9 protein-coding genes are annotated in these 13,032 nt (G+C 66.2%); 2 read left to right on the top strand and 7 right to left on the bottom strand.

What is annotated here, in order from left to right; translation table 11 throughout:
* Positions 1 to 10 precede the first annotated feature (10 nt).
* From CKW06_RS12910 to CKW06_RS12880, 7 genes are all read right to left on the bottom strand, one after another.
* On the bottom strand, positions 11 to 940 hold the full coding sequence (locus CKW06_RS12910) for a DUF6708 domain-containing protein (protein ID WP_024957202.1): 930 nt from the start codon (positions 938 to 940) through the stop codon (positions 11 to 13).
* A 61-nt stretch (positions 941 to 1,001) separates the two neighbouring features.
* The gene (locus CKW06_RS12905; RefSeq protein WP_005409760.1) at positions 1,002 to 2,021 is read right to left on the bottom strand and encodes a sugar kinase; all 1,020 of its coding nucleotides are present in this window, start codon (positions 2,019 to 2,021) and stop codon (positions 1,002 to 1,004) included.
* A gap of 10 nt (positions 2,022 to 2,031) precedes the next feature.
* Entirely contained in the window at positions 2,032 to 3,219 is a 1,188-nt protein-coding gene (locus CKW06_RS12900) for a GDSL-type esterase/lipase family protein (protein WP_012480340.1), read from the bottom strand.
* A gap of 21 nt (positions 3,220 to 3,240) precedes the next feature.
* Positions 3,241 to 3,993, bottom strand: a complete 753-nt coding sequence (locus CKW06_RS12895; protein ID WP_005413520.1) for an SDR family NAD(P)-dependent oxidoreductase — start codon at positions 3,991 to 3,993, stop codon at positions 3,241 to 3,243.
* Positions 3,994 to 4,035: 42 nt separating this feature from the next.
* Positions 4,036 to 5,340, bottom strand: coding sequence for an MFS transporter (locus tag CKW06_RS12890; RefSeq protein WP_024956790.1), 1,305 nt, complete (start codon positions 5,338 to 5,340; stop codon positions 4,036 to 4,038).
* Positions 5,337 to 7,562 carry an oligoalginate lyase gene (locus CKW06_RS12885; protein WP_024956791.1) on the bottom strand — a complete coding sequence of 742 codons (2,226 nt, stop codon included), beginning with the start codon at positions 7,560 to 7,562 and terminating at the stop codon, positions 5,337 to 5,339. Before CKW06_RS12885 ends, CKW06_RS12890 begins: the two co-directional genes overlap by 4 nt.
* A complete protein-coding gene (locus tag CKW06_RS12880) occupies positions 7,559 to 8,998 on the bottom strand; it encodes a polysaccharide lyase 6 family protein (protein ID WP_024956792.1) in 1,440 nt (479 codons plus the stop codon). Before CKW06_RS12880 ends, CKW06_RS12885 begins: the two co-directional genes overlap by 4 nt.
* Before the next feature lie 241 nt (positions 8,999 to 9,239).
* On the opposite strand from CKW06_RS12880, the gene CKW06_RS12875 reads away from it, so the two are divergent.
* The gene (locus tag CKW06_RS12875; protein WP_024956793.1) at positions 9,240 to 12,131 is read left to right on the top strand and encodes a TonB-dependent receptor; all 2,892 of its coding nucleotides are present in this window, start codon (positions 9,240 to 9,242) and stop codon (positions 12,129 to 12,131) included.
* 102 nt (positions 12,132 to 12,233) lie between these two features.
* Positions 12,234 to 12,977, top strand: coding sequence for a FadR/GntR family transcriptional regulator (locus CKW06_RS12870; RefSeq protein ID WP_005409753.1), 744 nt, complete (start codon positions 12,234 to 12,236; stop codon positions 12,975 to 12,977).
* The last annotated feature ends 55 nt before the right edge of the window (positions 12,978 to 13,032 follow it).

Raw genomic sequence — 13,032 nt, 5'->3', positions numbered from 1 at the left:
CAACGCTGGGTCAGCGCAGGTCCGGTGGATTCATCGAAGCGTCGCGGACACAGGGATCACCAGCGTCCGGTGTCAAGCGCGCCTCGATGTCCGGTGGAAACCGCGGAATCCTGCTGGTCTGCATCACCACCCAGCGCATGATCGTGTGCAGGTAGTTGAGTGGCAGCATCGTGAGCCACATGAAACCCGGGAGCTGCGCGTCTTCGGCGAAGATGCGCTCCTTGCCGGACGCGAAGCTCTCGTGCTTGCCGTCCAGCGGCATGCAGTAGTGCACCGCGTCCACGACGGCTGCCGGTCCTTCTTCCATGTAGCGCCGCAGGAACTCCCAGTGGGCATGTGCGTTCTCGATGCGAGAGGTCGCGATGCAGAACGCGAACGTCTCCCGTACTGTGACGCCATCCGCGTCCAGGATCAGTCCGCGGACATCCCAGTTGTACCATCCGAAGGTTCCGGTTCCGCGGCCAAGCGTGAAATAGACCTGGTCCCAGGGCACGCTGAGGGTGGTGCCATCCAGCCGGAACACGTGTATCTGCCGGTGCTTGCGATCGAGCGCGATCGGATAGTAGGTCCAGCGGAACAGCTCGAGGCAAGCCACCCAGATGCTCGCTGCAGTGAAGGCGGCCAGCATCGCCATGCCGATGAATATCGCCTCCCACAGGCCGTTTTCGTTGGGTAGCCTGTTCACGATCAGCAACCAGAGCAGCATCAGCATGCCGCCCAGCCCGAAGGCAATACCGATCGCGCCCAGCAGGGCTGCAAAGCCACGCGCGGCGAACCAGCGATCCACCGAAACCAGGCCGTTCGAATTCATCTTCACCACGCACAGCTGCGCCAACGGCACGACATCCAGCCGCTTCTTCTGCAGCAGGCGGTGCTCGCGATCAAACGCATTCAGTGGGCGGTTGTTGGGAAACTTGCGCGTGTATCCGGTGTAATCCATGGGCGATCCCTGCGCGATTCCGGCGCCCGTTGGATTCTAGCGGGATTCTCCCGGGGGGAGATCAGCGACGAACGTCGAACGGATGGCTCTCCATCAGTGCCCGGACTTCAGCTTCGCGGGCAGGGCTGAAGTCGCCGGGAATGGCGTGCTTCAACGCGCCCGCAGCCAGTCCGAAGCGGACGGTGCTTTCTGCGTCTAGACCGGACAGCAATCCGTGCAGGACGCCGGCGGCAAAGGCATCGCCACCGCCGATGCGATCAACGATGCCGGGCAGCGGCCTCGGAGCCGCCTGCGCGCGGGTTCCATCGCGTCCCAGCAGCAGCGCACCGAGCACGTGATGGTCTGCACTCACCACCTCGCGCTGGGTGCAGGACAGCCACCGCAGGTGCGGGAACGCGGCAAAGGCAGCGGCCGCAGCGGCCTCGGTTCGGGCGACCGCATCGTCCTGCGCGAAGTGCAGCCCCAGCACCAGTTCGATGTCCCGATGATCGGCAAAGACAATGTCGGCCTCGGCGAAGACCTCGCGCAGGATCGCCGCTGCGTCGCCATCCCAGCGTCGCCACAGTGAGGGACGATAATTGCCGTCGAAGGACACCTGCACACCGGCCGCGCGAGCCGCACGCACGGCACCCAGCACCGACTCGGCCACGTTGGCGCCCAGCGCCGGGCTCACGCCCGAGACATGCAGCAGGTGCGCGCCGGACAGCAGGGCAGGCCACGCATGGTCACTGGCATTGCTGTTTGCGAATGCAGAACCGGCCCGGTCATACACCACTTCACTGGCGCGCTGCACCGCACCGGTCGCCAGGAAGTACAGGCCCATGCGATCACCCTCCACTTCACGCACGGCGCCCACGCCCACGCCATGCCGCCGCAGCTCGGCCACAGCATGCCGGCCCAGCGCGTTACCGGGTACCGTGCTGACCATCTGCACATCGTGGCCCAGGCTGGCCAGCGAGACCGCCACATTGGCCTCGGCACCTCCCACATGAACCTGCAGCTGCGGCGTCTGCAGCAGCAGTTCACGACCGGGTGCACCCAGGCGCAGCAGCAACTCACCGAAACAAACGACGCGGCTCATCGGTTCTCTCTCACTCGGGGGTGGTGCAGCCCAGCATGCGCAGATCGATGGCATCGGCCATGCGCCGGTAGCCTTCGTCGTTGGGATGCAGATGGTCGCGGGTGATCTCGTTGGGCAACGATTCGGCTGCCTTCGGGTCACGCAGCGCGGCATCGAAATCGATGATGCCATCGAAGCCGCTGTTGCCGCCGCGTGCCCACTGGTTGATCGTGGTGCGGGTGGCGGCGGACACGGGCTCGTAGCGCTCGGAACCGCCGAACGGGGTCAACGTACCCAGCCAGGCGCGGATGCCGTGCGCATGCAGCCGCGCCGCAACCTGCTGATAGCCCAGCAGCATGTCCGCCGCACTGCGTCCAGGCAGCGGCTGCGCGCCACCACCGTGGCGGATGTCATTGATGCCTTCGAACAGGATCACCTGATCGGCGTCGGCCACCGCGATCACATCGCGATCCAATCGTGACAGCGCACTGTGGCTGCGGCCGTGGTCAAGCAGCTTGTTGCCGCTGATGCCCTGGTTGAGCACCACGAACCGGTTCGGGCAGGCCTGCTGCAGGCGCTGCGCCAATCGCTCCGGCCACTGGTTGAAGCTGCCGCGGCGTGCGGTGGCGCCTTCCGTGATGGAATCGCCCAGCGCCACGATTACCTGGGGACGATCATCACGCTGCACCATCACTGCCGAGAACACGTTCTGCTGGTAGCTCAGCCGCACGCTGTCGGCGACGGCTGTCTGCTTGCCATCTGCGACCCGCAGCTCGGTGCGGCGCACCGCGGGGCGGGTGGGCTGCGGGAAATAGGCACTCACGCTGATCTCCTGCAGCGCCGCCACCGGCATCCGCACCGGGTCGCTCAGCAGCGCGGCTCCGACCGGCACCTCGATGACCGCGCGGCCATCCACCGTTACCGGCAGCGGTGCGGCCTTGCCGTCCTTCACTCCCACACGCAGGTCCTCGACCCGCAAGGGCGTCGTGCCGAGCTCGTTGCTGATGCGCAGCCGCAGCGCATCGCCACGGCTGCCGATACGCATGTCCTGGCGCACGGTCTGTGCGGCGAACTGTACGGGTGCCTCGGACGTTCCGTCCTTGCGGTCGGGCGCGGGCGCGGCCGTCCAGGCAGTGACCCACACGGGTGCAGCCCACACGGCGGGCGCCGTCATGGCGGAGCAGAGCGTCAATGAAAACAGAAGTGTCCAGCGCTGCATGGGCAGGAGTCCGGTCAGGTGTCAGGAGAAGTAGGTGCCGCCGTTGACGTCCAGATTCGCGCCGGTGATGAACGCCGCCGCATCCGAGGCCAGGAACACCGCAGCGTCGGCGGCTTCGTCCGGCGCGCCCTGGCGGCGCAACGGGGTGGCGCCGGCAACGGCCGTGCGTACTTCCGGCTTGGTGAATTCATCGTGGAAGCGGGTGGCGATCATGCCGCAGCACAGCGCGTTCACCCGGATACCCTTCGGCCCCAGCTCCTTGGCCATGGCGCGGGTGAAGGTCATCACCGCCGCCTTGGCGGTGGCGTAGATCGATGCGCCCGGGCCGCCGCCATCACGACCTGCCTGCGAGGCGAAGTTGACGATGGCCGCGCCTTCGCGCATGTGCGGCACCACCGCGTGGGTGGTGAGGTAGGTCGAGGTCAGGTTCAGGTCCATCACGGTGTGGAAGAACACCGGGTCGATGTCGGCCAGCGGTCGGCGCTGCACCATGCCACCGGCCACGTTCACCAGCAGGTCGATGCGCTCGCCGAACGCGGCCTGTGCCGCAGCGACCAGGCCGGCGACGGCCGTGGCATCGGTGACGTCGGCGCGATGCACCATGGCCTGGCCACCGGCCGCCTGGATCCGTGCCAGCGTTTCCTGGGCACTGGCCTCGTCATTGGCGTAGTTGATGCAGACGCGTGCACCGGCGGCAGCCAGCTTGATCGAAACGGCGCGACCGATATCGCGGCCACCGCCGGTGACAATGGCCACCTTGTCCTGGAACGACATGCGGAAAACTCCTTGGTTTGCGGGGGGATGAAAAACGTGGGCTCAACCGCCGCGGCGGTCGAGCTTCCGGATAGGGCCGGTCCACCACCACAGCGCGGCCAGCGACAGCGGCACCAGGGCGGCAACGAGGATGAAGATCGGGGCATAGGAGTGGCGGGTCAGCACCGGCACCAGCCAGGTGGTGATCAAGGTGCCGGCCACGGCGGCCAGGCCACCCAGGCCTGCCAGCGTGCCCACCGAGCGGCCGTCGAACAGGTCGCCCGGCAGGGTCTGGATGTTGCCGATGGCCACCTGGAAGCCGAACAGCACCGCAGCGATTGCCAGCACCGCCAGCAGCGGCTGGTTGGCCAGCACGGCACCCAGGAGGGCAGGAGCCATGACCACGCAGCCCAGCGTGATGGACAGCTTGCGGGCGCGGTCCACGCTGTGCCCGGCGCGTATTAGGCGCCCGGACAACCAGCCACCACTCAGGCTGCCCAGCATCGCGCCGACAAACGGAACCCAGGCGAACAGGCCGATCTGCTTGATGTCGAAGCCGAAGGTTTCAGCCAGGTAGATCGGCAGCCAGGACACGAACAGCCACCAGATCGGGTCCAGCAGGAAGCGGCAGGCGAGCATGCCCCAGCTCTGCCGGTGGGCCAGCAGCTCACGAACGCTGGCCTTCGGCGCCACCACCGCCTGTTGCCCGGCCTGGTCTTCCTGGATCAGCCGGCGCTCGGCATCGCTCACCCACGGGTGCTTGTCCGGGCCGGCGCGGTAGACAAACAGCCATGGCAGCAGCCACAGGAAACCGATTGCACCGACCAGCACGAAGGTGCCGCGCCAGCCCAGCCACAGGTACAAGCCGGCGATGGCCGGTGCGGACACGATCGCGCCGATCGACGCACCCGCGTTGAACACGCCTTGCGCCAATGCGCGCTCGCGCGCCGGGAACCACTCGGCATTGGCCTTCACCGCGCCCGGCCACGCACCGGCCTCGCTGATGCCCAGCATCGCCCGCACCAGGCTGAAGGACAGCATCGAATGGGTGATCGAGTGCAGGGCGATGGAGATCGACCACACGCTGATCGACAGGGCGAAACCCAGGCGCGTGCCGATCATGTCGAACAGGCGGCCGAACAGGAACTGGCCGGCGGCGTAGAACAGCATGAACACCGTCACCAGCAGGGCGTAGTCATCCTTGGTCGCGCCCACTTCCCTGGCGATTTCCGGCCACATCACCGCCAGTGCATTGCGGTCGATGTAGTTGATGACCGTTGCCACGGCGATCAGGCCCACGATCAGCCAGCGCACGGCTGAACGCACCGGTACCTTGCGCAGCTTAGCCACCACCGCAGGGCCGTTCATTTGCCGTCACCCTTGCTGCGGTCCATGCGTGCGTGGCTGCCGCTCCAGCGGTAGGCATGGCCGTCCACGCTCACGCTGTGCTCGCCCTTGGCGCTGCTGTCGTCGGCCACGCCGAGGGCGATGCGCGCACCGCTGGCCAGGCGCAACTCGATCACCTCAGCATCGCTGCCGCGGGTGCGCACGATGTCCCTGATGCGGCTGTCGGCCCCGTGCACGTACTCGGCGGTGCCGTTGTACTCGCCATGCGGCTCCAGCACGCTGAAGAAGGTGACGTCCTTCTGGCCGTCCACGCGGAGCAGGGCAGGCTCGCGGCGCAGGTTGAATTCCGGATCGTTCGCGCCGCTTTCCACCAGCAGCGCCTGCGCCGGCGCACTGCTGCCGAAGCGGTAGGTGTAGAAGCGCCCGTCCAGCAGCCACGCCAGCGACCGCGGCTCGCTGCCGGGTTTGCTGCGTGCATCCAGCCACAGGTGCTGGTAGCCGTTGTCCTTGCCCAGAACCGGGCGCTGGCTGGGGAAGTGCTCGGCCTCGAAGCCGGTGGTGACGATGTGGCCGTTGAAGTGCAGCGGCAGGTCGTAGCGCGCGGCCTTGTCGCCGTGCACCTGCAGCAGGTCCAGCACCACCGGCAAGCCCAGGTCGGGGTGGCGCAGCAGCGCCTGGGTGCGGGTGAACGCCACGCCGGGATAGGCATCGCGCATCGTTGCCGAGGCAATCTGGGTATCGGCATCGGCCTGGAAGAAGCGCACTTGCGGGGCATGCGCCTCGCCACGCTTCCAGTCGCCGTTGAAGTGGCTCTGCTCGTCCACCACCAGGGTGTTGTGGGCCACGGTCTGCTTGGCCCAACTGCGGTTCTCGGCCAGGTAGATGCCACCGCGCTTGGCTTCCACGTTGAGGAAGCGGGCGGCGCCGTAATCGGTCACCACCGGGTTGCCGTTGTCGTAGAACAGCCAGTTGAGCTTGTCGAAGTGGCCGTGTCCCATGCCCTGCATCGTGTCCTTCTGCACCAGTGCCTGGCCGCGTTCGCCGTTCATGCGCAGGATCGCCAGGCCGCCGCGGTCGCCGTCGGGGTCATCGCGCAGCAGCATCGGGCGGTAGTCGAAGGGCTTGGCCTTGTTGGCGGCCAGTGCCTGCGCCACCTGCAGGCCTTCGGGCGAAAGCAGCAGGCGTTTCTGCTGCTGGGCCACCGACAGCAGGCGGTCATCACCGGTGCGCGCATAGGCGATGCCGATGCCGGCCACCAGCTCTTCGGTGTCGATGCCCTTGTCCAGGATCGCATCGTTGATCGGGAAGAACAGGCCGCCATAGCTGGACTGCACCAGCACATCCACCGCCTTCAGCAGCACGCCATCGCGACGCGCGAAGATCTTCCGCTGCGGCTCATTGCGTTCGATGGCGTTGGCGAACAGCAGGAACGGCGCCAGTGCATAGCGCTGGTAGTAGGGGCCTTCCTCGTAGTAGCCATCGGGCGAGAACAGCAGGTCGATCTGCCGCAGGAAGCCGAACTTGTCGTCCTTCTGGCTGCCGCGCAGGGACTTCTCCACCAGTTCCTGGTCGCGCAGCACGTAGCCGGTCATGCCGGTGGCGGCCACCGCCCACGTGGCGTGGTTATGGATCTGGTCGTAGTTCTTCGGTTCGCTGACGAGGAACTCGGCCATCGGCCGGAACACCTTCGATTCGATGGTGTTGCGGTCCTCGGCGGACAGCACGTCACGGATCGCGTCGTAGCCCTGGATGGCGTTGACCAGCCACACCGAATCGTTGAGCACCTGCCAGAACACGCGGCCGGGAATCTGGCCCCTGCCTTCCGGGTGCGGGCCGAGCGTCGGGTACAGCTGGGCATACTGAAGCAGCATGTCACGCGCGTAATCCACGTAGGTCCTGTCGCCGGTCAACCGGAACAGCGTGCCCGCCGCCAACAGTGCCTGGTAGTTGCGCTTGTGCTGTTCATGGGTGCGCCCGCCGCCCTTGTCCCTGGGCACCGGCACGTCGATGCCGGCCTTCATCATCTTCTTCAGTGTTGCCTCGGTGCGCGCCTGCTCCTTGGCGAACCACGGGTAGCGGCGGCCTTCGCTGGCCATCTGCTGCCACTGCGCAGCGGTGACCAGCACCGGCGCGGTGTCGGCCTGCCGCGCAGCGGCAGCGGGCGCTGCGGACAGCGATGCGCTCGGCAGCAGGGCGAAGGGGGCGGCCAAAGCCAGGGAAACGAACAGCGGCTGCAACCTCATCGATCAACTCCATTGCGGGTGCGTGACAGGGCAACTTCGCCCACCTTGGGATACCAGTCGACGCCGGTCGCCTCGCGCGCGGTCATCGCCAGGGCAGGATCGGCGCCCACGGCGGGCAGGGCAGGCGTGGCCACCCACAATCCGCTGGCAGCCTGCTGCAGACTGACGCCACGGCCCTCTACGCCACCCGGGAACACGGTGCTGGCTGCCGGCGACTGCACGTTGCCGCTGAAGTCGATGCCGGCCAGCGAACTGGCGGCATTCGGCGGGTTCCTGCTGCTGCGGTTGACGATCAGGTTGCCGGTGAAGCGGCTGCTGCTGGCGGCGACCACGATGCCTTTGGCTTCATCGTGGCCGACGCCGAAACTGATCTTCGCCGCGTCCACGAAGGTGTTGCGATTGATCGTGGCATTCACCACCGGCGCATAGCCGGACAGCGGAGGACTGGCCTGCGCATCCATCACCGCCAGTGCCGAGCGGTTGCTGGACCCGGCCAGCCGCTCGAAGTAGTTGTTGCTGACGGTCTGGTCGGCGTTGATGATGCGTACGCCGCCGGTGCCGGCCTTGTCATCGCCGAGGAAGACGTTGTCGATCACCCGGTTGCCGTTGCCATGGCGCAGGGTCAACGCGCCGGCCGAACGGTAGAACACGTTGCCGCGGTAGGTGTTGCCGCCGGACTTGTTGCTGATGATCTCAGTCTCGCCGTCGCAGCCTTCGAACCAGTTGTTCTCCACCGTGCTGTTGGAATCGCTCAGTGAGCTGTCGCTGGTGCCGACGCGGATCGTTTCGCCCCCGTTGACGCCCAGCGCCGGGCGCGGCCCGAACCAGTTGTGGTCGATACGGTGCTGGTTGTCCAGGCCCTGGGTGGCATCGCGCACCACCACCACGGTCGGCCCGGCGTTGGTCTTGCCGCGCAACTGGCTGTGATCCAACCGGTTGTTGCTGCCATACAGCGATACCCAGTAGTCCTGGTCGCTGGCATCCGGGTTGGTGTAGTCATCGATCACCAGGCCGGTGACGCGGCTGTTGCTGGCGACGGCCTTGCTCGACTCGCGGAACGCCACCACCGCATCACCCGGCGCATAGCCGTTGCGGAACACCAGGTTGGACACCTGCAGGTAGTTCCCGGCCAGGCGCAGGTCCGAGCGTCCGCTGAGGACGACCTTGCCGGCGGTCTGCGCGCGCAGCACGATCGGTGCGGCTGCCGTGCCCTGACCCTTAAGCAGCAGCCGGGCATCGGTCCAGGTGCCGTCAGCCAGCACGATCTCATCGCCAGGCTGCAGCGCCGAGGCGGCGGTAGTGAACTCCGCGACATCGTGGACGAGCCAGCTGGCTGCACTTGCTGCTGAAGTGGTCAGGCACATTGCCAGACCAGTGGTCAGGCAAAACAGCCATGAATCATTGGATCGGTGACGCGCCAGCGAGTGAATGCGCATGAAATCCTTCCAGGGACGGCCGGGCCGTCGTTTCAGGGTGGGCCTGCATACCACTTTCGGGTCTGTTGTAAGCCACCTTTCGCGCAAAGTCATGCTGCATGAGCACATTAAATTGCGATCAAGTGGTATGGATCAAAGGCATTTGAACAATCGCATACCAATTGGTTGACATTTTCATGTCGCCGTGCCGAAGCTGCGTCCCACGCCTGGCATGCAGGCGATCCTGTGGGAGGAGGAAACCATGCGGCGACCCGCCGGAGCAGTGCACAGCATCTCGTTGTCCCCCACACCCCTGATCGTGGCGCTGCTCGCCGTGCTGGCGGGGCTGCCCACGGCCCAGGCGCAATCCGGCAAGGACGCGGCAGGGCAGGATCCCACCACGCTGGACCAGGTGCAGGTCACCGGCATCCGCGAATCGATGCAGAGTTCGATCAACAAGAAGCGCGATGACACGGTCATTGCCGACGTGCTCACGGCCGATGACATCGGCGACCTGCCGGCGCCTTCGCTGGCCGATGCGATCGAGACCCTGACCGGCGCCGCTTCGACCCGCGACAAGACCGGCGCCTCGGAAATCTCCATCCGTGGCCTGGGTGCCTTCCTCAGCAGCACCAACTTCAATGGCCGCGAGATCACCAACGGCAGCGGCGACCGCTCGGTGAACTTCAACATGTTCCCCGCCGAGCTGATCAATACGGTGGCCATCTACAAGACCCAGCGCGCCGACATCATCGAAGGCGGCGTGGCTGGCACCATCGGCCTGGAAACAGTGCGCCCACTGGAGTACGGCAAGCGTGCGGCGCAGCTGGACCTGCGCGGCAGCTGGGCCGAGTATGACAAGAAGTACCGCGACGACGACGGCATCGGCTATCGCGGCACCGCCAGCTACATCGACCAGTTCGAGTTCGGCAACGGGCAGAAGCTGGGCATCTCGCTGGGCTTCCAGCGCCTGGACGGCACCGACCCGGAAGAGAGCATCACCAGCGGTTCCACCTGGTATGCCTGCGATGGCACGCAGAACGTGGGCAATGCCAACTGCAATGAAGTGTCCGCGCAGGCCATCGCCAACGGCGCGCCGTACTACCTGGTGCCAAGCAGCCGCATCTACCGGCTCAAGCAGGAGCGCAACGACCGGCAGAGCGAGTTCGCCGCATTGCAGTGGCGGCCCAATGACGTGGTTGAAGTGAACCTCGACTTCGAACACACCGAGCGCAACTGGTACGAGAACCGCAGCGACCTGAGCCTGTCCAACGCCCGCCGTGGCATCACCCGGCGTGAGGTGGACGAGGACGGCATCGTGCGCCACCTGCATGGCAGCACCTCGATTGATTCCACTTCAAACCGCTACTGGCGTGGCGAGGAGTACACCGGGGGTGGCCTGAACCTGATCCTGCGACCGACCCCGGCCTGGGAACTGTCCACCGATCTTTCGTACTCGCACACCAATCGCCTCGACAGCGAGCGCATGACCCGCCTTCGTGCCAACCAGCGCGACGTCAACAATGCCATCGTGCCGGGCATCAGCAGTGGTGCCACCGGCTACGTGGACTATGACTGGGACTGGCACGGCGAAGTGCCCAGTGTCGCGCTGGCGCCGAACTTCGACCCCAACAACTGGGACGCCTACACCGGCGCGTCGCGCGTCACCTCCAGCGCAACGGAGAACGACCACAGGATCAAGGCCGGCCGCTTCGATGCCAGCTTCATGCCGGAGTCCGGCTTCTTCACCCGCATCAAGGGTGGCGTGCGTGCCAGCCAGGCTGACTACCGTCTGCGCGACAACACCCTGGTAACCGACTACGACCAGCGCGTGGCGGCCGACAAGGCGAAGATCATCGCCGCCAACCGGGCCTGCCGCGCGCCGTTCCCGCAGGATGACTTCATGGATGCCGCCAGCGGCAACACGATCTCCTCGTGGGCGTACTTCGATCCGAACTGCCTGTACCAGTCGTTCCGTGGCAGCCTCGACAGTGGGTTGGATCCGGGTTTCCAGGATCCGAACAATGTCGATATCACCGAGAAGACACGCGCGCTCTATCTGATGGGGGAGTTCAGCAGCAGCCTGTTCGGCTTGCCGGTGACCGGCAACCTCGGCCTGCGCTGGGTCAAGACCGATGTTCGCTCCGAAGGCGTGCGTACCGGGCTGCGTATCGAGGACAATGGTGACGGCACGATCCGCCTGCAACCCACCGGTGCGTACAGCACGCAGGTGTTCAAGGCGGGCAACGACAAGCTGCTGCCCAGCCTCAACGCGGCCTTCGAACTGCGCCCGGACCTGTTGCTGCGGGTCGGTGCATACCGCGCGATGTCACGGCCGGACATCGCCGCGCTGGGTGCCGGGCGCACCATCAACGTGAGCAGTGATGCCACCTACGGCAATCTGGCCGACGCGCTGGATGACATCAGCGCCAGCGGCAACCCCGCCGCGCAGCCGCTGATGTCCTGGAACGGCGACCTGTCACTGGAGTGGTACCCGAACCCGGACACGATGCTGGCCGGCGCGGTGTACTGGAAGCAGTTCAACGGCGGCACGGCCACTGCGCTGGTGCCGGAGACCTACACCATCGACGGCCAGAGCGTGACCGTGCCGGTACGCCAGCAGGTAACCACCGACGAGGACAGCACGCTGACCGGCTTCGAGCTGACCGCCACCCATCGACTGTCGTACCTGCCCAAGCCGTTCGACGGACTGGGCTTCAAGGTCAGTTACAACTACGCCGATGCCGACTACCGGACCCAGGACTCGCGACTGGGCGAGCAGCTGGCCAGTGACGGCACGATCATTCCGGCGATCGTGCCGCCGGCGGGCCTCAGCGGCTTCTCGCGGCACGTCCTGTCCGGCTCGATCTACTGGGACGTCGGGCGCTTCAACATCCAGGCCATCGGCAAGTTCCGCTCGCACTACTATCAGGACTTCACCGGCAACACCGCACAGCAGAACCGCTACTACGATGACAACACCAGCGTGGACCTGCGCCTGCGCTACCGGGTGAACAAGCGGTTGTCGCTGTCGCTGGAGTTGATGAACCTGACCAACGAGCCGCGCGTGGCCTACCAGCCGCTTTATGGGAACTTCCGCGAAGTGGTGACCTACGGGCGACGTGCGTATTTCGGTGTACGATACAAGTTCTGAACAGGGCGGCGCGGCCAGTGGTCGCGCCGTCGCTCCAACCGGACCCTTGCCGGCCGCGGTGGCAGGGCAGGGACCGGGAAGGAATCGCCAAGGGTCAGCCGCATGTCCGCCAACCGCCTTTACCAGACCATCGCTGCCAAGCTCCGCAAGCTGATCGAGGACGGCGAATTTCCGCCGGGCTCGCGGCTGCCGGGCGAGCGTGAACTGGCCGAACGGTTCGGTGTCAGCCGGGTCACCATCCGCGAAGCCGAGATCGCACTGGAAGCACAGGGCTGGATCGCGATCCGCATCGGTTCGGGCGTGCATGTGAAGCCGCGCCCGACGCAGGCGCCCGGCGGGCTGCCGGATGTCAGCGCCTTCGACCTCACCGCTGCCCGCGCGGTATTCGAGGCCGAGGCCGCCGCTCTGGCGGCAAGCAATCTGGATGATGCCGGCATTGCCGAGCTGCAGGCGTTGGCCGAAGCACTGTGCCGTCGCGACCTGAGCGACGCGGAAGCTGGCGAGTACGACCGCCGTTTCCACCTGGCCATCGCACGGCTTTCCGGCAACCCGGTGGTGGAGTTCTTCGTGCAGCAGATCTGGCGCATGCGCAGCGAACTGCCGCGGGTAACCGAGGTCTATGCACGGGTCTGCCATGATGATGGCGCCAGCCGTGCCGACGAGCACATGGCGATCTTCGAAGCCCTGCGCGCGCGTGATCCGGTGGCCGCGCGCAATGCGATGCGCCATCACTTCCAGCGTCTGTTCGAGGCCATGCTGCAGGCGACCGAAAGCCAGGCGCTGGAGGAGATCCGCCGCCGCACGCAGCAGGACCGCGAACGGTTCATGGCCACGACGCGTATCTGAGTAACGGCGTTTCCAGGGCCGCCGGGGCGGGTCAGGACGCTGTGACGTGCGGGGA

This window comes from Stenotrophomonas maltophilia, assembly GCF_900186865.1.
GTDB lineage: Bacteria > Pseudomonadota > Gammaproteobacteria > Xanthomonadales > Xanthomonadaceae > Stenotrophomonas > Stenotrophomonas maltophilia.
The sequence above is the reverse complement of the archived record's forward strand: the minus strand, read 5'-3'. Positions and strand labels throughout refer to the sequence as shown.